Source organism: Methylosinus sp. PW1 (genome assembly GCF_000745215.1).
Classification (GTDB): Bacteria; Pseudomonadota; Alphaproteobacteria; order Rhizobiales; family Beijerinckiaceae; genus Methylosinus.
This window is the reverse complement of the sequence record NZ_JQNK01000008.1, coordinates 572,015-593,070: the sequence shown is the minus strand read 5'-3', so window position 1 is coordinate 593,070 and position 21,056 is coordinate 572,015. Positions and strand designations below refer to the sequence as shown.

Annotated in this window: 24 protein-coding genes; 7 read left to right on the top strand and 17 right to left on the bottom strand. The window is 65.1% G+C overall.

Annotated features, from left to right (window positions below; genetic code table 11):
- Positions 1-166: 166 nt before the first annotated feature.
- A complete protein-coding gene (glyA, locus tag K369_RS08470; RefSeq protein ID WP_036289849.1) occupies positions 167-1,441 on the bottom strand; it encodes a serine hydroxymethyltransferase in 1,275 nt (424 codons plus the stop codon).
- A 402-nt stretch (positions 1,442-1,843) separates the two neighbouring features.
- Here glyA and K369_RS08465 point away from each other — a divergent pair, with 402 nt between their 5' ends.
- Both K369_RS08465 and K369_RS08460 read left to right on the top strand, forming a co-directional pair.
- Entirely contained in the window at positions 1,844-3,592 is a 1,749-nt protein-coding gene (locus tag K369_RS08465; RefSeq protein ID WP_036289847.1) for an alkaline phosphatase family protein, read from the top strand.
- A gap of 153 nt (positions 3,593-3,745) precedes the next feature.
- Positions 3,746-4,072, top strand: coding sequence for a hypothetical protein (locus K369_RS08460; protein ID WP_245278138.1), 327 nt, complete (start codon positions 3,746-3,748; stop codon positions 4,070-4,072).
- Between the two features lie 11 nt (positions 4,073-4,083).
- Here the strand turns inward: K369_RS08460 and K369_RS08455 are convergent, their stop codons facing one another.
- The 8 genes from K369_RS08455 to K369_RS08415 form a co-directional block, all read right to left on the bottom strand.
- Positions 4,084-4,467, bottom strand: coding sequence for a hypothetical protein (locus K369_RS08455; protein ID WP_036289843.1), 384 nt, complete (start codon positions 4,465-4,467; stop codon positions 4,084-4,086).
- A gap of 80 nt (positions 4,468-4,547) precedes the next feature.
- Positions 4,548-4,850 (bottom strand): type II toxin-antitoxin system RelE/ParE family toxin, encoded by a 303-nt coding sequence (locus K369_RS08450; RefSeq protein WP_036289842.1) that lies wholly within the window; start codon positions 4,848-4,850, stop codon positions 4,548-4,550.
- Between the two features lie 162 nt (positions 4,851-5,012).
- The gene (locus tag K369_RS08445; RefSeq protein WP_036289841.1) at positions 5,013-5,294 is read right to left on the bottom strand and encodes a type II toxin-antitoxin system ParD family antitoxin; all 282 of its coding nucleotides are present in this window, start codon (positions 5,292-5,294) and stop codon (positions 5,013-5,015) included.
- Positions 5,295-5,350: 56 nt separating this feature from the next.
- Positions 5,351-6,946, bottom strand: coding sequence for a peptide chain release factor 3 (locus K369_RS08440; protein ID WP_036289840.1), 1,596 nt, complete (start codon positions 6,944-6,946; stop codon positions 5,351-5,353).
- 301 nt (positions 6,947-7,247) lie between these two features.
- Positions 7,248-7,607 carry a DUF1428 domain-containing protein gene (locus K369_RS08430; protein WP_036289837.1) on the bottom strand — a complete coding sequence of 120 codons (360 nt, stop codon included), beginning with the start codon at positions 7,605-7,607 and terminating at the stop codon, positions 7,248-7,250.
- Positions 7,608-7,843: 236 nt separating this feature from the next.
- Positions 7,844-8,434, bottom strand: a complete 591-nt coding sequence (locus K369_RS08425) for a DUF3501 family protein (protein WP_036289836.1) — start codon at positions 8,432-8,434, stop codon at positions 7,844-7,846.
- Between the two features lie 153 nt (positions 8,435-8,587).
- Entirely contained in the window at positions 8,588-9,928 is a 1,341-nt protein-coding gene (locus K369_RS08420; RefSeq protein ID WP_036290419.1) for a heterodisulfide reductase-related iron-sulfur binding cluster, read from the bottom strand.
- Positions 9,929-10,239: 311 nt separating this feature from the next.
- Positions 10,240-10,659, bottom strand: coding sequence for a rubrerythrin family protein (locus K369_RS08415; protein ID WP_018264950.1), 420 nt, complete (start codon positions 10,657-10,659; stop codon positions 10,240-10,242).
- Positions 10,660-10,913: 254 nt separating this feature from the next.
- On the opposite strand from K369_RS08415, the gene K369_RS08410 reads away from it, so the two are divergent.
- From K369_RS08410 to K369_RS08400, 3 genes are all read left to right on the top strand, one after another.
- On the top strand, positions 10,914-11,393 hold the full coding sequence (locus K369_RS08410) for a molecular chaperone DnaJ (protein ID WP_036289835.1): 480 nt from the start codon (positions 10,914-10,916) through the stop codon (positions 11,391-11,393).
- An 82-nt stretch (positions 11,394-11,475) separates the two neighbouring features.
- Complete coding sequence (locus K369_RS08405) at positions 11,476-12,237, top strand: hypothetical protein (protein WP_036289833.1); 762 nt, start codon at positions 11,476-11,478, stop codon at positions 12,235-12,237.
- 17 nt (positions 12,238-12,254) lie between these two features.
- The gene (locus tag K369_RS08400) at positions 12,255-12,539 is read left to right on the top strand and encodes a hypothetical protein (protein ID WP_036289831.1); all 285 of its coding nucleotides are present in this window, start codon (positions 12,255-12,257) and stop codon (positions 12,537-12,539) included.
- Positions 12,540-12,549: 10 nt separating this feature from the next.
- Here K369_RS08400 and der read toward each other — a convergent pair whose 3' ends face one another.
- The 8 genes from der to K369_RS08355 form a co-directional block, all read right to left on the bottom strand.
- Positions 12,550-13,947, bottom strand: coding sequence for a ribosome biogenesis GTPase Der (gene der / locus K369_RS08395; RefSeq protein WP_036289829.1), 1,398 nt, complete (start codon positions 13,945-13,947; stop codon positions 12,550-12,552).
- A gap of 50 nt (positions 13,948-13,997) precedes the next feature.
- Positions 13,998-14,702, bottom strand: a complete 705-nt coding sequence (locus tag K369_RS08390; RefSeq protein ID WP_036289827.1) for a tetratricopeptide repeat protein — start codon at positions 14,700-14,702, stop codon at positions 13,998-14,000.
- Positions 14,703-14,948: 246 nt separating this feature from the next.
- Complete coding sequence (locus tag K369_RS08385; protein WP_024879375.1) at positions 14,949-15,314, bottom strand: 2Fe-2S iron-sulfur cluster-binding protein; 366 nt, start codon at positions 15,312-15,314, stop codon at positions 14,949-14,951.
- A gap of 60 nt (positions 15,315-15,374) precedes the next feature.
- The gene (locus K369_RS08380) at positions 15,375-16,529 is read right to left on the bottom strand and encodes a glutathionylspermidine synthase family protein (RefSeq protein WP_036289823.1); all 1,155 of its coding nucleotides are present in this window, start codon (positions 16,527-16,529) and stop codon (positions 15,375-15,377) included.
- The gene (locus K369_RS08375) at positions 16,526-16,948 is read right to left on the bottom strand and encodes a hypothetical protein (protein WP_051949152.1); all 423 of its coding nucleotides are present in this window, start codon (positions 16,946-16,948) and stop codon (positions 16,526-16,528) included. The genes K369_RS08380 and K369_RS08375 overlap by 4 nt, the downstream gene beginning before the upstream one ends.
- Before the next feature lie 5 nt (positions 16,949-16,953).
- On the bottom strand, positions 16,954-17,361 hold the full coding sequence (locus K369_RS08370; RefSeq protein ID WP_051949151.1) for a DUF350 domain-containing protein: 408 nt from the start codon (positions 17,359-17,361) through the stop codon (positions 16,954-16,956).
- Between the two features lie 78 nt (positions 17,362-17,439).
- Complete coding sequence (locus K369_RS08365) at positions 17,440-17,865, bottom strand: hypothetical protein (protein WP_036289818.1); 426 nt, start codon at positions 17,863-17,865, stop codon at positions 17,440-17,442.
- Positions 17,866-18,050: 185 nt separating this feature from the next.
- On the bottom strand, positions 18,051-18,512 hold the full coding sequence (locus K369_RS08355) for a flavodoxin family protein (RefSeq protein ID WP_036289815.1): 462 nt from the start codon (positions 18,510-18,512) through the stop codon (positions 18,051-18,053).
- Between the two features lie 216 nt (positions 18,513-18,728).
- On the opposite strand from K369_RS08355, the gene lnt reads away from it, so the two are divergent.
- Entirely contained in the window at positions 18,729-20,414 is a 1,686-nt protein-coding gene (gene lnt, locus K369_RS08350; protein WP_036289814.1) for an apolipoprotein N-acyltransferase, read from the top strand.
- Between the two features lie 119 nt (positions 20,415-20,533).
- Positions 20,534-20,974: a helix-turn-helix domain-containing protein gene (locus K369_RS08345; protein ID WP_036289813.1), complete on the top strand. Its 441-nt coding sequence runs from the start codon at positions 20,534-20,536 to the stop codon at positions 20,972-20,974.
- The last annotated feature ends 82 nt before the right edge of the window (positions 20,975-21,056 follow it).

Sequence of the window (21,056 nt, the reverse complement as noted above, 5' to 3'; positions counted from 1 at the left end):
CGATGCTGCCGCGAGGGACGCTCTTCCCTCTCCCCGCCTGTGGGGAGAGGGTCAGGGTGAGGGGCTCGGGGCGTGAGCCACAGCGGGAAAAGCCCCCGGCCCCTCATCCTAGCCTTCTCCCCGCGAGCGGGGCGAAGGGACGGCGGCGCCCAGCGGAAAGCCCCGATCAATAGATCGGGAACTTCGCCGTCAGCGCGTGGACTTTCTCCTTCACCGCGGCTTCGGTCGCAGCGTTGTCCGCCTCGCCCTTGGCGGCGAGACCGTCCAGCACCTCGACGATATAGCCGCCGACCGTCTTGAACTCCGCCGTGCCGAAGCCGCGCGAGGTGGCGGCCGGCGAGCCGAGACGAATGCCGGAGGTGACGAAGGGCTTCTCCGGATCGAAGGGAATGCCGTTCTTGTTGCAGGTGATGTGGGCGCGGCCGAGCGCCGCTTCCGCCGCCTTGCCGGTCAGCTTCTTCGGACGCAGGTCGACGAGCATCAGATGGTTGTCGGTGCCGCCGGAGACGATCGCAAGACCCGCGTCGACCAGCGTCTGCGCCAGCGTCTGGGCGTTGTCCTTCACCTGCTGCTGATAGGCCTTGAACTGCGGCTTCAGCGCCTCGCCGAAGGCCGCGGCCTTGCCGGCGATGACATGCATCAGCGGGCCGCCCTGCAGGCCGGGGAAGATCGCCGAATTGATCTTCTTGGCGATCTCCTCGTCATTGGTCAGCACGAGGCCGCCGCGCGGGCCACGCAGCGTCTTGTGCGTGGTGCTGGTGACCACATGCGCATGCGGGAAGGGCGAGGGATGCAGGCCCGCGGCCACGAGGCCGGCGAAATGCGCCATATCGACCATGAAATAGGCCCCGACGCTGTCCGCGATCTTGCGGAAGGCCTCGAAATCCCAGATGCGCGAATAGCCCGAGCCGCCGGCGATGATGATCTTCGGCTTGTGCTCGGCCGCGAGCGCCGCCACTTGATCGATGTCGATGCGCTGATCGTCCTTGCGCACCGTATAGGGGATCGGCTTGAACCATTTGCCGGAGAGATTGACCGGCGAGCCATGCGTCAGATGGCCGCCCGCGGCGAGATCGAGGCCGAGAAACGTGTCGCCCGGCTGAGCGAGGGCGAGGAAGACCGACTGATTGGCCTGGCTGCCGGAATTGGGCTGCACATTGGCGAAGCCGGCCCCGAACAGCTGCTTGGCGCGCTCGATCGCCAGATTCTCGGCGATATCGACGAACTGGCAGCCGCCGTAATAGCGCTTGCCAGGATAGCCTTCGGCATATTTGTTGGTGAGGACGGAGCCCTGCGCTTCCAGAACCGCCTTGGACACGATGTTCTCGGAGGCGATGAGCTCGATCTCGTCGCGCTGACGGCCGAGCTCGAGGCCGATGGCCTTGGCGAGATCAGGGTCCGAATCGGCGAGCGAGGCAGTGAAGAAAGCGGATTGGCTCATTTAGCATCCTCTATCGAGACAAGGCGCGGCAAGTGACGGCGGCTCCCGGCTCGCCCGCGCCTTCGGGCGGAGCCGTTCGCGGGAAGCGAGGTTTCGCTCGGGGACGCCGGAAACGGCGATCCCGAAACGGCCTCGAGCTCCCGTTTTCAGCGCAAGATTCTCTCGGCCGATCGAAATCCGGCCGCAGAATGCGCGCTCGCGCATCGGTGTGAGGGTTCGCTTATCACGCTCTCGCAGGGACGAAAAGAGGCGCAACCGACGCGGGGACGGAGTTTGTCGCGGCGCCGGCCAATTCGCTCCCGTTTCCGGCGCATCGCAGGCGATCGAAGCGTCTCCGCGACCGTCATCGACCCGATATGTCGCCTCGCTAGCGTCCGCCCCGCCAAATTAGGGGGCTGCAAAATGTTCCTGAAAAACTCGATCGGCGGCCTCGCGGCCCTCGCCTGCGCGGCGTCCGCGACTCCCGCCAGCTCAGAATCTCTGCATGAATTCAAACATATCGTCGTCATCTACCAGGAAAACCACAGCTTCGACAATCTGTTCGGCCTGTGGGGCGCTGTGAATGGAGAGCCGGTGCAGGGACTGCACTTCGCCGACGCCGCGCACACCGAGCAGGTCCGCGCCGACGGGACCACCGCCTATTCCTGCCTGCTGCAAAACGATGTGAATCTCGCCTCGCCGTCGCCGCTGGCGACGAGCTGCACGGATGCGACCGGCGCGACCTCCTTCGGGAGCGCCTTTCAGAACAAGCCCTTCGAGATCGACGATTATATCGCCGCGACCGACAAGACCTGTCCGGCGCCCGGCGTCTCCGCCGCGAATGGCGTGCTGAAGAATGCGGCCGGCGCCCTCACCGGCGGCTGCACGCGCGATCTCGTGCATCGCTATTACAGCGAGCAGTTCCAGATCAATGGCGGCAAGCAGAATCGTTATGTGACGGGCAGCGACGCCGCCGGCCTCTCCATGGGCTATTACGACACCACCAAGCTGCCGATCTATGCCGCGCTCCACAAGCATGGCGCGCCGCATTACGTCATCGCCGATCATTTCTTCCAATCGGCCTTCGGCGGCTCCTTCCTCAATCACCAATGGCTGATCGCCGCGGCGACGCCGGTCTTCGCCAATGCGCTCAATGACGCGAGCGGGAACGACCTCCATTCCGTGGTCGACGCCAATGGCATGGCGGCGAGCACCGCGCTCTATACGAATCTGCTCGGCTCTTCCGCCAAGGATGCGCCGCTGACCGCCTCCTGCAATCCGCCCTCGGGACGTCCGGCGACGCCTGCGAATGTCGCCTGTGGCGATTTCGCGATCAATACGATCCAGCCTTATTATCAGCCCTACGCGCCCGGAACCGCGGATGCGAAGCGCCTGCCGCCGCTGGAAAATCCGACGATCGGCGATCGTCTCTCCGCGCATGGGATCGACTGGGCCTGGTATTCGGGCGGTTGGTCCAACGCCAATGGCGACATCGGCGCGCCGGGCTGGACCAATGGCGCCGGGACGAGCTGCGCCGATCCGAACGCGCTGGCGACGGCGGTCTTTCCGAATTGCCCGGACAAGCTGTTCCAGTTCCACCATCAGCCGTTCAACTATTTCAAGGCCTATGCGCCGGGCGCGGCGGCGCGCCGCGATCATCTGCGCGACGAGGCGGAGTTCGTCCAGCTCGCCAAGACCGGCCGGCTCAAGCCCGTCAGCTTCGTGAAGCCGATCGGCGCGGAGAACGAGCATCCCGGCTACGCCAGCGAGTCGGACGGCAGCTCGCATCTCGTCGATCTGATCGACTCCATTATCAACGGCCCGGATGGGCGCGAGACGCTGATCATCGTCACCTATGACGAATTCGGCGGCTCTTGGGACCATGTGCCGCCGCCGCCCTATCAGACCGAGCAGGTGGCGGAAGGAGAGCAGCATCATCACGGCCACGGCCATCAGATCGGCGGCGGCGCACATGATCGCTGGGGTCCCGGCACGCGCATTCCGGCGCTGCTGATCTCCAAGCGCTTCGATCGCTCCGGGGTGGATCATGCAAATTACGACACGACCTCGATCCTGAAGCTGATCGAGGAGCGCCACCATCTCGCCCCGCTCGGCTCGCGCGACGAGGAGGTCCATAGCCTCGCGCGGGCGCTGGAAGCCGCCGAGCGCTGAGCGACGCGACCGACGAGAAACGGCCCCGCGCGAGCGGGGCCGTTTTCATCTTTAGTCACGAAAGTCGCGTCGAACTTTTCAGAGCCGCGCGATCATGCGATGAAGCCTGCGGCGCCGGCCCGTTCGCCCGCGCCGCAGAGGGGGCTCGTCAAGATGAATTCCTCCAGCTCCGGTCGGCGCGCGACGCTCGCCTGCGCCGGCTCGCTCTTCGTTTTCCTGTCGGGAGCGGCGGTCGCGCAGGACGCCGATTTCTCGCAATTGCCGATCTATCGGGAGTTTCGCGACCAGCTCGCTGCGCAGGGCTGGAGGCCGGACGCCGGCTTCGGCCTCAAGCTCCCCTCCGGCAAGCCGCTCTATCGCTTCCCCGAGGTTCTGTGCGGGCCGAAAATCTGCCACGCGCGCTGGCTCCGCTCGGGAACGGAGAAGATCGTCACGCTGATCCGCGGCGATCTCACCGAGGAATATCGCGTCTCGCCCTGAGGGCGAAAGGCTCACTGCCGGGCCGGCGCGGCCCCTCGCGTCTCCAGAACGCCCACCAGCCGCTCCACGAGATCGCCCGCGACCGCCGAGGGAAGCGCGAAGGCGAGCCGATTGCCGTCCGGTGAGACGAGGGTGAGCAGCAGATTGTCGCCGAGCATCTCCCGATGCACCGCGATCGACTCGACCGGCGTCGCCAGCACGGCCTCGACCTCGCCGCTGGCCGGCTGCCGCTCGGCAAGGTCTTTCTCGCGCAGCGCCAGGGCGGAGCGGGTCAAGTCGAGAATATCGGCGGCGGTGAGGACGATTTTGGCCGTCACGCCATCGTCGCCTTTCCGGCTCAGGATGAAATCCTCGCCGATCGGATCGAGATTGAGGCCGGACGACGCCTCGGACATGGGTCGGTGCTCCTGCTCTTGCGATCGGGCAGCATAGGCGAAGGTGAACGGATTGTCTCGCTTGGCCGTGGCGAGGATCGTCAGGCCAGAGCGACCTCCCAGTCCTTACCGCCGTAGAACAGGCGGAGGATAGTGACGCGCTCTTCCTCGACGAAAAAGGCGATCGTCACGCGCCGCTCGAAACCGACCGCACGAAGTCCAGGCCGCAGATCATCTCTGCGACGCCCTCTTTCGGACGCCATATCGAAACCCCGGCAATAGGTTTCGAGCCGGCCGATATAGGCGAGCGCGACGTCCGAGCCGGCCCTTTCTTCTATCCAATCGTAAATCTGCAGAATGTCGTCGCGCGCTTCTGGCGAGAAAACGATCGCTCGCCGTCTCAACCGCGATCCTTCGATCGAAGCGCATGACGCGCCCTCACCTCGTCGAATACCGAGTCGATAGAGACGGCGCGGTCCGGCTCGGCGCGCATGGAGTCACTATCCAATCGTAAATCTGCAGAATGTCGTCGCGCGCTTCTGGCGAGAAAACGATCGCTCGCCGTCTCAACCGCGATCCTTCGATCGAAGCGCATGACGCGCCCTCACCTCGTCGAATACCGAGTCGATAGAGACGGCGCGGTCCGGCTCGGCGCGCATGGAGTCATAAACGGGCGCAACGTCTTCCCGTAGCCATCGCTCGACGGCGGCGTCCCGCTCCTGCAAGGCGGAAAGCGCCGCGCGGATCACGTCGCTCTCCGAAGCATAGTCTCCGGCGGAGACCTTCGCCTCGATAAAGGCCAAATTCTCGGTCGGCAGGCTGAAGCTCCGCTTTTCGACATTCGCCATCCGCGCTCTCCTCGCGAAAATTGTAACACGATCGCGCCGCAGGCGACAGGGAGCGCTCACCCCTTCCCCGCCCCGCCCTTCTGATAATCCTTCACATCCGAGAACACGATCGCCGGATGCCGCTCCGCGTCATAGCGCAGCTGGAACTCGCTAGACGACATGAACACGGGCGCGCCGTCTATGTCCTCCGCCATGGAGGAGCCGTGCGAGTCGACGAAGCTCTTCAGCGCGATCGGGTCCTGCGAGGTTATCCAGCGGCATATGCCGAAGCGCGAGGTCTCGTATTTCGTCTCCAGCCCATATTCGGCCTCGAGCCGCGTCGCCAGCACATCGAGCTGCAGCGCGCCGACGACGCCGACCAGCGCGCCGGAGCCGTCATTGGGCAGAAACAGCTGCACCACGCCCTCCTCGGCGAGCTGGCGCAGCGCCTCGCGCAGCTTCTTGGCCTTCATCGCGTCGGAGATGACGATGCGGCGCAGAATTTCCGGCGCGAAGCTCGGCACGCCGCGGAAGGAAATCTCCTCGCCCTCGGTGAGCGTGTCGCCGATGCGCAAAATGCCGTGATTGGGAATGCCCACCACATCGCCCGCATAGGCTTCATCGGCGATGGAGCGGTCGCGCGCGAAGAAGAATTGCGGCGCATTGAGCGAGATGGTCTTGCCCGTGCGCACGATCTTCGCCTTCATGCCGCGCGAGAGCTTGCCCGAGCAGACGCGCATGAAGGCGATGCGGTCGCGATGGTTCGGGTCCATATTCGCCTGAATCTTGAACACGAAGCCGGCCATCTTCGGCTCCTTGGCCTCGACATGGCGCTTGTCGGCGTCCTGCCCGCGCGGCGAGGGCGCATATTCGGCCATTGCGTCGATGAGATCGCGCACGCCGAAATTGCGCAGAGCGCTGCCGAAGAAAACCGGCGTCAAATGCCCCTGGCGAAACGCCGCGAGCTCGAACTTCTTGCAGCCTTCCTCGGCGAGCATCGCCTCTTCCAGCCAAGCGTCCGCCTCATGCGCCGGCAGCAGCGCGAGCAGCGCCGGATCGTCGAGGCCGGAGACGGTCATCGGCTCGGTGTCGGCGTCGATCTTGCGCACGGATTTCGTCGCGAAGCAGTAGGTGCCGGCGAAGCTGCGGCCGGAGCCGATCGGCCAGGTGACGGGCGCGGTGTCGAGCGCCAGCGTCTTCTCGATCTCGTCGAGCAGCGAGAAGGGATCGCGCCCCTCGCGATCGAGCTTGTTGATGAAGGTGACGATTGGAATGTCGCGCAGCCGGCACACTTCGAAGAGCTTTCGCGTGCGCGCTTCTATGCCCTTGGCGGCGTCGATCACCATCACCGCCGCGTCCACGGCGGAGAGCGTGCGATAGGTGTCTTCCGAAAAGTCCTCATGGCCCGGCGTGTCGAGCAGGTTGAAGACGCAATCGCCATATTCGAAGGTCATCACCGAGGTGACGACGGAAATGCCGCGCTCGCGTTCTATGCTCATCCAATCGGAGCGCGTCTGCTGGGCGTTGCGCTTGGCCTTCACCGCGCCGGCGAGCTGAATCGCGCCGCCGAACAGCAGAAGCTTCTCGGTCAGCGTGGTCTTGCCCGCGTCCGGGTGGGAGATGATGGCGAAGGTGCGCCGCCGCGAGACGGGGTCGGCGGAAGGGTTGGTCAAGTTTCAGGCTCGCTGAACGGTGGAAGCTCGCCACGCCCTTTAAGGGCATTCGCCGAATAAGGCCAGAGTCGCCTGACGCGCCGGCCCGGCTCAGCCGAAGCTGCGACATCGACGCCGATGCCGGCGCGGACGACGCCCGAGAGCCGATCGACCCGCGCCCACGCCGCTCCGCCGAGCCTGCGTCGCAAGGCGCCGACCGCGCCGACGAGGAGGCGCCGCCACCGCAGCGATCCGGCAAAGACGCCGGCCACAGTGGCCAATGCGTCGAGCGCCCGAAGGTCGCGCGCGCGGCCGGCCGGCGTTAGCCTGCGCTCTCCTCAACCAGAATGTCGAAGCCGCCGATGATCATGCGCTTGCCGTCGAATGGCATGTCGCCGAGCGATTTCATGCGCGGATCCTCAAATATTTTCTTGTGGGCGGCGTCGCGAACGTCCTTCGACGGCCAGACGACCCAAGAGAAAACCACCTGCTCGCCGGATTGCGCCGCAACGGCGCGCTTGAAGTCGGTGAGCTTGCCGTCATGGATGTCGTCACCCCAACATTCGACGAGATGCATGGCCCCGAACTCTTTGAAGACCGGCCAGGCGCGCAGGGCCATCTTCTTGTAGACGTCCTTATTTTCCGCGGGCACGGGAATCACGTAACCATCGACATAGCTCATTGCGCGGCTCCTTCTGAGAAACGCATCTTCAATGCGGATGCATAAACCGCTTCGGTAGAAAATGCGTCCGCGAGACTCTCGAACGAGGTGCGGCCGCCGCCTCATCCGCCCGAGCATCGAGCCGCGCGCCAGACCTCGGGATTTGCGCGGTTTGTCGATAGGATTGGGCGCTTCCCCGGTCTCGGATCGAAGTCAATGTCGCGCGACCGCCGCAGTCCCCCTCACGCGAGAGCAGATCACGCAAAATCCCCCGCCAGCTCCGCCCGCACCGCCTCCGGCATCACCGCGATATGCCCGTAATTCTGATGCGTGAAGCCGATCAGCGCGCGCGCTCCCGGCTCGCGAAAAGCTGCGACCTGGGCGTCGGTGAAGGGAAAATGCACGAATTGCACGGCGGAGGCCTTGCCGTCCTCCCTGGTGCGGTCTTGGTCCGCCTCGGCGACGCCGGCGATGCGCTCGCCGCCCAATTCGATGAAGGCGGTCTCCTCTATCGCGCCCAGCGTGTCCAACACGCGCTTGCGGCGCAGCGGATCGTCGATCTCGATCATGAAAGTGGCGACCAACTCGCGGCCCTTGGGGATCAGCGGCTCATAGGCGGCGATCTCGCTCGGCGCCTGCTCGAGCGTCCCCTTCTCTATGTGGATCATCTCCTGGATCTGCAGCCAGATCGTCTCGAAATCCTCGAAATAAAAGGTCACGAAAGGCCCGACCTCGACGCGGCGATCGCGCTTGCGCGCGGCGATGCGGCGACGGCTCTCGACGCGCACCTTGGCGTATTCGTCCGGCGGAAGAAGATCGGCGACGGTGATGTGGTGCTTTTGCGCCATTGATCGCTCCAATTCTTCAAGCTGCGCGAGCCCCCTCCCCGGCCCTCCCCCGCTTCGCGGGAGAGGGAGCAGATTCGGCCCTTCATCGAAGCTTCGCGAGACGCCAGCCGCTTCCCTCTCCCGCGCCAGCGGGGGAGGGTGAGGGAGGGGGCCTCACTTCACCCCATAGGCCCGCGCGATCAGCTCGATCGGATGGGCGAGAAGCTCGGGCTTTTTCGCCTCCGCGTCCAGCCGCTCCATTCCCTGCGCGATATGCGGACCGGAGAGCGGACATTCGGAGACGATATAGGCTTTGCCAGAAGATTGCGCCTGCCGCGCCACCGGCTTGCCGACCTTCAGCGCCGTCTCGAAATTCGCCGTCTTATAGCCCCAGGCGCCGCCATGGCCCGAGCAGCGCTCGATGACGGCGACATCCGCCTGCGGGATGAGACTCAAGAGCTCGGCGCCCTTCCGCCCGATATTCTGCGCGCGCGAATGGCAGGAGACATGGAAAGCGACGCCGCCTTCGATCGGCGACAGCCCTTCCGCCAGCCCCTCCTTGCGCGAGATGCCGACGATATATTCGCTGAGATCAAAGGTGGAGGCGGCGAGGCGCTTCACTTTTGGATTATCGGTGACGATCAGCGGCCATTCGAATTTCAGCATCAGCGCGCAGGAGGGAACCAGCGCGATAATGTCATAGCCCTTGTCGATCCATGGCTCGAAAGCGGCCGCCACTTGCTTCGCCGAGGCCGCGACCTCGCCGATGAGCCCCTGCTCGAGCAATGGCATGCCGCAGCAATGCGGGTGCAGAATCTCCGTCTCGACGCCATTTTTGGCGAGCACCGCGCGCGCCGCGAGTCCGACGCCGGGATCATTATATTCGCCGAAACAGGTGGCGTAGATCACCGCCTTGCGGCCAAAACCCGGCGCCTCTCTATTCACCTCGACGGGCAGCTCCTTCGCGAGCGCGGCCAGCGTCTTCTTCGAATATTTCGGCAGCAAGGCTTCGTGATGCAGACCGGCGACTTTCTCCAGCGCATTGCGCGCCGCCGTATGCGCGCGATCCGTCGCCCAATTGGCGAGCGGCGCGATCTTCGTCGCCAATGCGCCATTGCGGTCGGTCTCGGCGAGCTGGCGATCCGCGAAACCGACGCCCGTCTTCTTCGCCTCGACGGCGCGATAGCGCAGCATCAGATGCGGAAAATCGAGATCGAACTCATGCGGCGGCACATAGGGGCATTTGGTCAGAAAGCACATGTCGCAGAGCGTGCAGGCGTCCACGACCTTTTTGAAATCCACGCTGGCGACGGTCTCGACTTCGCCTTTCGCCGACTCGTCGACGAGATCGAACAGGCGCGGAAAGGAATCGCAGAGATTGAAGCAGCGCCGGCAGCCGTGACAAATATCCAGCACGCGGCGCATTTCGGCGTCGAGCTTCGCCTCGTCGTAGAAATCTGGATTTTCCCAATCCAATGGACGCCGGAAGGGCGCCTCGAGCCCGCCTTCTCTCATCGCTTCCATGCCCTGGTCGAATTATTCCGATGTGCTCGTAGGTTCCGGGCGCATCACTCCCTCTCCCCGCGCACAGCTATTGATTACCCACATTCTCCTCGCCCACGCGACGTCATGGCCGGGCTTGTCCCGGCCATCCACGCCAAGACGTTGAAGCGTCTCAGTGGTTTGGCGTGAGGCCGAAGCCTCGGGGAGCGCGCCCGCCGGGGGATGAAATCGATGGCGGGCGCTCTCTTTTGGTTTTCTCGGCTCCTCGGCGTGGATGGCCGGGACAGGCCCGGCCATGACGGCCGGCGTCTCGCGATGCCCGCTTACTTCAGCTCGTCGAGCGCCTTCTGGAAGCGGCCGGCGTGCGAGCGCTCGGCCTTGGCCAGCGTCTCGAACCAATCGGCGATCTCCTCGAAGCCTTCCTCGCGGGCCGAGCGCGCGAAGCCCGGATACATATCCGTATATTCATGCGTCTCGCCGGCGACGGCGGCCTTCAGATTGTCCTCGGTCTTGCCGATCGGCAGGCCGGTCGCGGGGTCGCCCACCACCTCGAGAAATTCGAGATGGCCATGGGCATGGCCCGTCTCGCCCTCGGCGGTGGAGCGAAACACGGTCGCGACGTCATTATGGCCCTCGATATCGGCCTTTTGAGCGAAATAGAGATAGCGGCGGTTCGCCTGAGACTCGCCGGCAAACGCATCCTTCAGATTCTGTTCGGTCTTGGTGCCCTTGAGCGTAGCCATGACTAAAGCTCCTTGGATGTACTCTCATGGGGACGCCCGCTGTCCCGACGGCCAGTCGGAACGCCCTTGTTTAGAATAATTTGAAATTACCGCTTGCCAAGCGCCAATCGGGCGTTTGGCTGGGGACGGCGCGTCAAAACCGTGCTGCAGCGCGATATTGGCTTCGAAACTGCATGTAACCTGAGATTGTACGAATACGGCGGCCCCTTTCGCACAAAAGCGACGGGGCGCCCGACGGCACGAGAGTGGACCGAATGGCGGATCAATTGGACTGGGTCGTCTGGAACGGCTCGCTCGGCGTATCCGACAAGGTCACGATCGGCCGCGTGGAGATCGTCGACGGCGTCCGCATGGCCTGTCTCGCATCGCCCTATGATGTGGTGGGTCCGTTCAGCCTGGACGAATTGGAGACGCAGGGCCGCATCGCTTTCGGCGCCTGCTTCGTGATGTCGCTCCAACGCTGGAAGGAAGATCAGGTCGAGCTGCGCTTAGAGGGCCGCAAGCAGCGCGCCGCCTTCCAGAAGATGTTCAATTTCGACGAGGACGACAATCAGGAGCATCGCGAGACGCTGGAATTGCCTCTGGAAGGCGCGCTGGAGCCGGCCGAGATCAAATCCGCCTTCCGCCGCCTTGCCAAGACCGCCCATCCCGACGCCGGCGGCAGCGCGGAGGACTACCGCCGCATCGCCGAGGCGCGCGACGCGCTGCTGGCGCAGTTCGAAGGGGCGAGCTGAGGGAGCGCGGGGCGACCGATTTCCGTTCCCGGAAAGCAGCGATCGTTGTAGTCTGCCTCCATTGCAAGTCCCGGAGGCGGCGATGGGTCAGACGCCAAATCATTGCAGGATCGAAGCGCGATATTTGCGCGGCGGCGACCTTTGGGGCCGCGCTCTGCTCGCCGCCGGATTGACCATCGCCAGCGTCTCCGTGCTGTTCTCGGGACGATTCGGTCTCGTCGTCATGACGCTGGCGGCGATCGGCGCGCTATTTTGCGGCGGGGTGACGCTCTCGGCGTTCGGAAAGCTGCTCGACCGATCTCCCGCCCTCATCATCGATGCGAAGGGCTTGGTCTATCCCTCCGTATCCGACGAGCTCCTGCCCTGGCGGGACTTCGAATCGATCTCCCGGACGAAGCATGGCGGACGCGAATGGTGGACGCTGCGACTGACGCCTGTCGCGACGCGACGCTTTCTGCGCAACGGTTTCTGGAACTGGATCGCCCGATGTGATCGCCGACTGCCGCAAGAAATTTTCCTGCCCGCTATGCCCCTCGGCATAGACACGGCGCGGCTCGTGGAGATCATAGCGACGCGCATCGAAACCGCACGCGGCGCGGAGAACGTCGGAACGGCAGCTTCGATAATCGATGATGCGCCCCCATATCGAAAACTCGGACGTACCCTCAGCGCTATCATTCGCAACCCGGGCTATGTCCTGTTTTGCGTCGTGGTCGGCGCAACGCTGCTCTCCGGCTCGCCGGAAGAAATTTACGGAGCAGTCCTCGCCGTCGGCGCCGGCGTTGTCGTCCAGCTCGCACAGAGCCATTTCGTCAAAAGCGACATTTCAGAGAGTGGGCGCTGAGAGCGCGCGAACCGAACATGCAATTCTTCCGAAGACACGCCCGCATCATTTCCGCCATTCTGCTGAGCGAGCTCGATTTGACGCTCGCCCTTTTCGGCGCGCTGCTCACCCTGCCGCCAGTCGGCCGCTCGGAGCGTGGCGACCGGGGCTCCGCCGATCCGACGAAGCCGGGCGCCTATGATTTTTGGCCTGTGCTGACCCCCATCACGCGCCCCGAGCAATTCAGGAGAGATCAGGCGACCGAGCTGATCGTCGAGGCGCCGGCGAAGTCTCCTCTCGCGACAAAGAAGCGCGGCGAATGAAGCCGTCGGCCTACTTCCTCCCCTTGTCGAACGGATTCTCGCCCGAGCGCGCGGAAATGCGGATCGGCGTGCCGGGCAGATCGAAGGCGCGGCGCAATCCATTGGTGAGAAAGCGCTGATAGCTCGTCGGCAGCTCGTCGAGCTGATTGCCGAACAGGATGAAATGCGGCGGCCGCGCCTTGGCCTGCGTCATATAGCGGATCTTGATGCGCCGGCCGGAGACCGCCGGCGGCGGCGTCTCGTCGATCGCGCTCTCGAGCCAGCGATTGAGCCGCGCCGTCGAAATGCGGCGGTTCCAGACTTCATGCACATCGAGAATGGCGCGCATGAGCTTATCGAGCCCATAGCCGGTCACGCCCGAGACGGCCACGACCGGCGCGCCTTTGATCTGCGGCAGCAGGCGCTCGGCCTCCTCGCGCAGCTTGCCGAGGCGCGTTCCCGGATCGTCCACCGCATCCCATTTGCCGAGCGCAATGACCACCGCCCTGCCCTCGCGCGCGGCGAGATCGGCGATGGTCAAATCCTGCTTCTCGAACGGAATGGCCGAGTCGAGCAGCAGCACGACCACCTCCGAGAAGCGCACGGCGCGCAGCGCATCGGCGCCGGCGAGCTTCTCCAGCTTATCGACGACCTTGGCGCGCTTGCGCAGGCCGGCGGTGTCGAAAAGCTTCATATCGCGGTCGCGCCAGCGGAAAGGCACGGAAATGCTGTCGCGGGTGATGCCCGCCTCCGGCCCGGTGAGCAGGCGGTCCTCGCCGAGCAGCCGATTGATCAGCGTCGATTTGCCGGCGTTGGGCCGCCCGACCACGGCGATGCGCAGTGGCTTGGTGGGATCGACCTCGCTGCCGTCCTCATCGGCCGAGACGGCGATGTCGGTCGTCGTCTCCTCATCCTCTTCCCAATCCGCGGTCGCCTCCGGCAGCGCCTCGCGCAGCGCGTCGTAGAATTCGCCGAGACCCTCGCCATGCTCGGCGGAGAGCGGCACCGGATCGCCGAGGCCGAGCTCATAGGCCTCGACCAGGCCGGCCTCGCCCTTGCGCCCTTCCGATTTATTGGCGGCGAGGATGACGGGCTTGCCGGCGCGGCGCACCAGATCGGCGAAATATTTATCGTCCGGCGTCACGCCGACGCGCGCGTCGATCATGAAGAGAATGGCGTCGGCGGTCTCGATCGCCGCCTCGGTCTGCGCGCGCATGCGCCCTTCCAGCGTGGCGGAGGCGCCTTCCTCGAGCCCGGCCGTGTCGATGATGGTGAAGCGCAGATCGGCGAGGCGCGCCTCGCCCTCGCGGCGGTCGCGCGTCACGCCGGGCCGGTCGTCGACGAGCGCGAGCTTCTTGCCGACGAGCCGGTTGAACAGAGTCGACTTGCCGACATTCGGCCGGCCGATGATGGCGAGCGTGAAGGACATTGTGGCCCTTTGGTCCAACGTCGCGGCGACGTCGCCTGTGAAGCTCGCGCTTACTTGGCGGGAGCGGGTGCGGAAGCGGCCGGCTCTTTGGCGGCCGGCGGCGCGGAGCCGCGCGCGGCGTCCAGCAGCGCCTTATAGGCGCCGGCGCGCTGGCGCATGGCGTGCGGCGCCTCCTGATCATTGAGGATCACCTTGAAGGCGCGCTCGGCCTCGTCGAAATCGCTGTCCTGCAGCGCGTCGAGCCCGATGAGCTCCTGCGCCGTGTAGCGGAACGGGCCATTGGCGGTGACGAGCTCGCCGAGCAGATCCGCCATCTTCTGGCGGTCGCCCTGCTCGAGCAGCAGCACGCCGGCGCGCAGCTTGGCGACCTGCTGGGTCAGCTTGTCGACGCCCTTGTCCTCGGCGATGGCGGCGAAGGCGGCGACGGCCTTGGCCTTGTCGGTCTTGGCCAGCCCCTCGGCGGCGCGCATGCGCGCCAGAGTGGCGTAGCCCCGCGGCGAATCCTTGGCCAGCGCCTCGAAGGCGGCGACCGCCTCGGCGTCCTTGCCGTCGGTCGCCAGAGCGGCGGCCGCGTCGAAGCGGAGATTGGCGGCCTCGGCCGTCTTCAAGCGATTGCTCTCGTAGAAGCTGTAGACGCCCGTCGCGACGACGACCAGAAACGCGCCGACGAACACCGGCGTCTGATAGCGCTTCCAGAGGTTGGCCGCCTTGTCCCGGCGGACGTCTTCGTCGACCTCGTGGAAAATGTCGGACATGACCGCTCCTGTCGCGTGGGCGCCGGAGGTTCCGGGCGCGGAGGCCGCTGTTAGCATGCGCGCGCACGCAAGGCCAGTTCCCCCGGCGTCGCCTACGCCGAAGCCGGCTTCGGCGCGGCCATGGGGTGGACGCGGCGGGAAAATCGCCGAGGATCGATATAGCGCGGCGCCTGCTCGAGGGGGCTGTCGGCCCGTCTGATCCAGAGCCGGCCGGCGGCTCTGGATCGAAAGCGCTCAGGCTCAGAGTCAGGCGCCGCCGGGCTCTCCGGTGAATTTCACCAATATGTCCTGGTCGCGCACCACATATTGGCAGGCGAGCCGATATTTGGGCGGAATGTCGTCGACAACCGCTCGGGAAATCTCCTCCGCTGTGATCTTGCCCATAGATTTCAGCTGCGCTTTCTCCTTCTCGGTGAGCGTCGCGCCCATGGTCTTATCGTCGAGCGGCGTCACCTCGATGAGGCAGGAGCCGCATTCGCCGTCCTTGCAATCATGCGGGATCGGAATCTTATTCGCCTCGGCGACGGCGAGTATCGTGTGCGTGTCGCCGGCGACCGCATAGACCGTCACATTTTTATGGAGAAGAGGGGTGGAGAAGGTGACATCGGGCATGGCCGTCCTCCCTTATTTTTTATTTTGCAGGGAAGAGCGTACGCCCCGACTGGGTAAGCGTCAATCGATGATCGCATGCGGCAAAAAGCGCGAGCGATCCGTCGTCACCAATGACGCATCCTCGCGCACGCCCATGCCGGCCGGCTCGCCGCCGACGAGCCAGCAGCCGAGCACGGGATAACGTCCGCCGAAGCTCGGCAACACGCATAATTGCTGACGCACGAAGCCTTCGCCGCCATAGTCGCCATCCGTGCGCGCGAGCAGAGTCTCGCCGTCGTAGAGCGCGACATTGGCGCCCTCGCGCGAGTAGAGCGGCTTGCGCGCATATCGCGTCAAAAACGCGGTGCGCGCGTCATCCTCGAAGAAGCAGGGCAGAAGATTGGGATGGCCCGGCGCCGCCTCCCACAAATAGGCGAGAAATCCCTTGCTCGACGCGATCGCCTTCCATGGCGGCTCGACGAAACGCGTCGCGCCCATCGCCGCCGATTTGCCGAAAGCGTCGGCGAACATCCATTCCCAGGGATAGAGCTTGAACATTCGCTCCACGCGCCGTCCCAGGCGATCGACGAATCTCTCGCCTGCGAGGCCGATGTCGCGCATGTCGATGCGCGCGGTCCAGGAGCCGGCCTGCGTCGCGCAATCGGCGAGATAGGCGACATTGCCGCGATCCTCGACGCTCTGCGTCATGCAGGCGAAATGCACAGGGCCGCCGTCGGCGATCTCGCGCCAGCGCGCGATCAGGCGATCATGCAGCGAATTGAACTGATCCGCGCCTGTCGGCAAATGGCCGCGCGCGATCATCTGCTCGAGCCAGAACCATTGCACGACGGAGGATTCGAACAGGCTCGTCGGCGTGTCGGCGTTAAATTCGAGCAGCTTCGGCGGCCCTTCGCCGGAATAGGAAAAGTCGAAACGCCCATAGAGCGAAGGATCGCGCCGCGCGAAGCTCTCTGCGATGAGCCCCCATGCGTGATCCGGAATGCGCAGACGCTCGAGCGCCTGCTCGTCTTTCACGATGCGCGCGACGACATCCTCGCTGAGCGCGGAAAGATCGGCGGTCGCTTTCTCGAGATCGTCCTCGATCTCGCGCAAGGAGAAAACATAGCGCGCGCTCTCGTCCCAATAGGGCTCGCCATCGGCCTGCGCATATTGAAAGCCGATTTTGCGCGCCTCCTCGGCGAAGTCCGGCCGCGGCGGCGAAAGCTCGCGTCTCACGAGCCGCCGCCATGGCCAGCGCCGGCGCCGCCGAAACCGCCGAATGAGACGGCATGACCGAGAGAGGAGCCGCCCGCATGGCCGGACGCGCTGTCGCCAGAGGAAGAATGCGAGGCGGAAGACGACGAGCCGCTGGAATAGGAATGTCCGCCCGAGCCGCCGTGACTGCTGGATTGGCTGCTGGAATGGCTGCAATCCTGCCGCTCGGGATCGGCGCCCTCGGGACAATCGCGCCGCGGCTTCTCCATCAACGCCAGCGCGCCGATCGATAGCGAGCCGACCGCTATCGCGGCGATGGCGAGCGTGCGCTTGCGAAACGGAGATGCAGAAGCGCCGCCGGGAAGCCCTTTGGGCGCATGGGTGACGATGGGCGGCGCCATTCCGCGGCGGCCGAATTCCTTGCGCGGCGGCTCGGCCATGGCTCTCACGGACTCATGCAGGCGGCGCTGAGCACGCCGGCAGAAATGGAAACGGCGCCGAGCCATACCGCCGCGGCGACGGCGTTCTGCTCGATCGCCTGCGAAAGGCCCGGATGCGCGAGCCGCGCGAGAAGAAAAGCGATGATCTGCGTGGCGAAAGCGACAAAGCCCCAAATGATGAATTCGAGCGCCGATTGCGTATTATGCACAGCGCCCGCGAGCGCGATGGCGAAGCCGATGAGGCTGCCGCCGAAGGCGATGGCGGCGGAGGCGTTGTGCTCCTCGACGATCAGGTCGAACTCGCAATGCGGCGTCAAGCGCGTGTAGACGACGCAGAATGCGGCGCAATAGGCGATGGCCCCGAGAAAATAAGCCGCAAAGGACAGAAGGCCGGATGCGAGATCTGCTGGCAAGGTCAGTCCTTTCGTAAAAATCGCGAAGAGGTTAGCAAAGCGGATGAACGAAAGATAGAAGCGCCGCGAGACGCAGTCTCACGAGCCGCCCGCGTGAAAGCCGCCGCTTTCGCCGAATCCGCCGTAATAGGCGTGATAGCCCGACAAACTGCCGCCCCCGCCTTCCGCGCCTCCCGGATCGCTGCCGCGTTCGCAATCGCGCCGCGGATCGGCCGCGCATATTTGACGATCGACGATCTGCGCCAACGCGAAAATTCCGATCGAGATCGCGCCGAGCGCGATCAGCGCGATAGCGAGCGGCCACGCTTGCTCTGACGGCAGATGCAGAGATTCGCCGACGGGCTCCTCTAGGCGAGGCGGCGGAGCCGGGCGCGGTCCGAGGCCGTGGCCATAGATCGCTATGCCTTCGCGTTCGACGCGAAGCGATCGCTTGCGCGGGCTCTCCGCGCGTCTCGGCCCCAGACCGTGGCCGAAAAATTCGATGCCGGGCTCTTCCTCCGCCATGCCTCATCGACCGTGGAGAAAAGCGATGCAATGGAACAGCGCCGACGCAATGACGCCGCCGATGACAAATCCCGAGCGCAAAGTCGCACCTTTCGAAAATAGATAGGCGAACATATCGAAAAACCGCGAAGAAAGATAGGCGCGCCGGAATCGACGACGCCTCGCGCGACCGACCGCGGCCTCCGTCAAAACACCCCCGCCTCCAGCCCCGCGGCCATCGCCATGCCGAGCTCGCGGCACGCCTCGACGAACTCCTCCCGCCAAGGCCCGCGAAAGATCAGCGGCTCCTGCACGGCGCGCCAGCACAGCCCGGTTGCGACCGTCTCTACGCTACGCCGCGCGCCGGCGCCGTCGTTGCCGGCGCGAACATAGAGCGCGTAAGGCCGGCCCTGCATGCGCTCGAGACAGGGATAATAGCTGCGGTCGAAGAAATCCTTCAGCGCGCCGCTCATATAGCCGAGATTTTCCGTCGTTCCCAGAATGAGCGCATCGGCGGCGAGCGCATCCTCTGGCGTCGCCTCCAGCGGCGCGCGCATCACGATCTCGACCCCGGCGATCTCGCGCGCCCCGGCGAGAACGGCCTCCCGCAGACGCTCCGTATTGGGCGAAGGCGCATGGGCGAGGATGAGAAGGCGCTTGGCGGTCATCGGGCGAATTCGTCTCTCGATTCGTCTCTCGCGGCCGTCGCCGCGTGCGCCGCCGCACAGCGCGGCCAGTTACGAAAATGATAGCGATTCTCGCAAATAGCGCGAGCGATCACAATTCGATCCCATTGAAATGCGAGAGCCGTTTTCGAGCGGCTCTAGGGCGTAGCCGTTGGACGGGATAAAGTCGTTACGCCAATTCGAATCGAACGGATGCACATGGCGCAACAATTTCTCACCCGATCCTTCGCCGATGGCGCGCGAAAGGGGCCGACGCTTCCGCAGCGCATCATCCTCGCCGAGGGCTGGACGCGCCGCGCCATCGCCTTTGCCGCGGGCGCCGTGGGCGCGCTGGCGCTGGCTCCCCTCGATCTCGCGCCCGCCATGCTCGTGACCATGTGCGTCTCGGTGTGGCTGCTCGACGGCTCGGCCTCCGCGCGCGGCGCCGGCGGCCTCTCCTATCTCGCCGGCTCCATGCGCCGCGCGGCGGGCGCCGGCTGGTGGCTCGGCTTCGGCTATTTTCTCGCGGGGCTGTGGTGGCTCGGCGCGGCCATGCTGGTCGAGCCGGACCAGTTCGCCTGGGCGCTGCCGCTGGCCGTCATCGGCGCGCCGGCCGTCCTCGCGCTGTTTCCCGCGCTGGGCTTCGCGCTCGCGCGGGCGTTGTGGTCGGGCGGCTCGGCGCGCATTTTCGCGCTCGCGGCCGGGCTCGGGGCCTCGGAGTTTCTGCGCGGCCACATCCTCACCGGCTTTCCCTGGAACGATTTCGGCATGGCGCTCGCCGCCATTCCCTTTCTCGATCAGACCGCCGCGATCGTCGGCCTGCATGGGCTGGATATTCTCGCCGTCATTCTGTTCGCCGCGCCGGCGACGCTCGTCGACGGCCCGCGCCGCCTGACGCCGGCCGTCATCGTCGCGCTCGTCCTCGCCATCGGCATGGCAGGCTATGGCGCGCTGCGGCTCGGCGCCGGCAAGACGGAATATGTCGAGGGCGTCAAATTGCGGCTGATGCAGCCTAATCTCCCGCAGGACGCGAAATTCAAGCCCGAGAACGGCCCGGCGATCGTGAGCCGCTATCTCGAGCTCTCCGATCGCGCCGTCGCGCCCGGCCGCTCCGGCGTCGCCGACGCGACGCATCTGATCTGGCCGGAATCGGCCTTCCCCTTCATCCTGTCGCGCGATCCGGAGGCGCTCGCGCGCATCGCCGCGACCATGCGCGGGGCCGTGCTGCTGACCGGCGCGGCGCGCGCGGAGGAGGATGCGCGGCGCGAGGACGGCAAGCGGCGCACCAAGATCTTCAATTCGATCCTCGCCGTTCAGGGCGGCCGCATCGTCGCCGCCTACGACAAGACGCATCTCGTGCCCTTCGGCGAATATCTGCCATTCTCCAAGCTGCTCGCGCCGCTCAACGTCTCGCAGCTGGTTCCCGGAACATGGGACGAAGGAACCGGGCCGCGACGGCTCGCCGCGCCGGGATTGCCGCTCGCCGCGCCGCTCGTCTGCTATGAGGCGATCTTCCCCGGAGAGACGGTCGAGCCCGCCGGCGAGCGGCCGCAATGGCTGCTGAATGTGACCAATGACGGCTGGTTCGGCATGACCAGCGGACCCTATCAGCATTTCGCCCAGGCGCGTCTGCGCAGCATTGAGGAAGGGCTGCCGCTGGCGCGCGTCGCCAACACCGGCATCTCCGCGATCGTCGACCCTTATGGCCGCGTTCTCCACCGGCTGCCGCTCGGCGTCGATGGCGTCATCGATGCGCGCCTGCCGCGCGCGACCGATGCGCCGCCCTTTGCCGCCCATCCTTTTCGCTGGACTTCAACGCTTTGGTTCTTCACAATAATTTTCGCCCTGTTCGGACGCTTTCGCGGCCTCGCGGGTTCGACTTCCGGTCGCATGGGCGCGCGATGACACGCTCGTCGACACAGTGGCGAGCACGTCCGCGCCAGCGATCGAAAGGGCGAAATCCACTGTAGATCAGCATCTTCGAACAAAAGGCGGCAGCTGATGAGAAAAAGGAAGCATTCGCAGTGAAAAAAGCGCCCGATCCGATCGACAGGCATGTCGGAAGTCGCGTGCGCATGCAACGCATCCTTATGAAGATGAGTCAGGAGAAGCTCGGCGAGGCGCTCGGCCTCACATTCCAGCAAGTGCAGAAATACGAAAAAGGCACGAACCGCATCGGCGCAAGCCGGCTGCAGCAGATCTCCAAGACGCTGAACGTGCCGCCCTCCTTCTTCTTCGAGGGCGCTCCCAACGCCCAGCCCGCCGGCGACGGCTTCGCGGAAGAGTCCTCGTCGCAATATGTCGTCGATTTCCTCTCGACGGCTGAAGGCCTGCATCTCAATCGCGCCTTCGCCCGCATCAAGGACCCCAAGGTGCGCAAACGCGTCATCGACCTCATCTCGACGCTGGCCGAGCAGGACGAAGGCGCGCGGGAGCCGGATGTAGGCGATACGGCCGACAAATAGGCCGAGGCTCGGCGGATCTCCGCACGAGCTCTCTATCACGAGTTCTCTATAAAGAACATTTCGGCACATGCGGCTTGACGAA

Coding starts and splice junctions, on each gene's coding strand:
- K369_RS08400 (WP_036289831.1), top strand. CDS start 12,255: ATGCAATTCTTCCGAAGACACGCCCGCATCATTTCCGCCATTCTGCTG.
- K369_RS08405 (WP_036289833.1), top strand. CDS start 11,476: ATGGGTCAGACGCCAAATCATTGCAGGATCGAAGCGCGATATTTGCGC.
- K369_RS08390 (WP_036289827.1), bottom strand. CDS start 14,702: ATGTCCGACATTTTCCACGAGGTCGACGAAGACGTCCGCCGGGACAAG.
- K369_RS08445 (WP_036289841.1), bottom strand. CDS start 5,294: ATGGCGAATGTCGAAAAGCGGAGCTTCAGCCTGCCGACCGAGAATTTG.
- glyA (WP_036289849.1), bottom strand. CDS start 1,441: ATGAGCCAATCCGCTTTCTTCACTGCCTCGCTCGCCGATTCGGACCCT.
- K369_RS08425 (WP_036289836.1), bottom strand. CDS start 8,434: ATGGCGCAAAAGCACCACATCACCGTCGCCGATCTTCTTCCGCCGGAC.
- K369_RS08460 (WP_245278138.1), top strand. CDS start 3,746: ATGAATTCCTCCAGCTCCGGTCGGCGCGCGACGCTCGCCTGCGCCGGC.
- K369_RS08410 (WP_036289835.1), top strand. CDS start 10,914: ATGGCGGATCAATTGGACTGGGTCGTCTGGAACGGCTCGCTCGGCGTA.
- K369_RS08415 (WP_018264950.1), bottom strand. CDS start 10,659: ATGGCTACGCTCAAGGGCACCAAGACCGAACAGAATCTGAAGGATGCG.
- der (WP_036289829.1), bottom strand. CDS start 13,947: ATGTCCTTCACGCTCGCCATCATCGGCCGGCCGAATGTCGGCAAGTCG.
- K369_RS08385 (WP_024879375.1), bottom strand. CDS start 15,314: ATGCCCGATGTCACCTTCTCCACCCCTCTTCTCCATAAAAATGTGACG.
- K369_RS08375 (WP_051949152.1), bottom strand. CDS start 16,948: ATGGCCGAGCCGCCGCGCAAGGAATTCGGCCGCCGCGGAATGGCGCCG.
- K369_RS08355 (WP_036289815.1), bottom strand. CDS start 18,512: ATGACCGCCAAGCGCCTTCTCATCCTCGCCCATGCGCCTTCGCCCAAT.
- K369_RS08430 (WP_036289837.1), bottom strand. CDS start 7,607: ATGAGCTATGTCGATGGTTACGTGATTCCCGTGCCCGCGGAAAATAAG.
- lnt (WP_036289814.1), top strand. CDS start 18,729: ATGGCGCAACAATTTCTCACCCGATCCTTCGCCGATGGCGCGCGAAAG.
- K369_RS08365 (WP_036289818.1), bottom strand. CDS start 17,865: ATGGCGGAGGAAGAGCCCGGCATCGAATTTTTCGGCCACGGTCTGGGG.
- K369_RS08420 (WP_036290419.1), bottom strand. CDS start 9,928: ATGAGAGAAGGCGGGCTCGAGGCGCCCTTCCGGCGTCCATTGGATTGG.
- K369_RS08455 (WP_036289843.1), bottom strand. CDS start 4,467: ATGTCCGAGGCGTCGTCCGGCCTCAATCTCGATCCGATCGGCGAGGAT.
- K369_RS08465 (WP_036289847.1), top strand. CDS start 1,844: ATGTTCCTGAAAAACTCGATCGGCGGCCTCGCGGCCCTCGCCTGCGCG.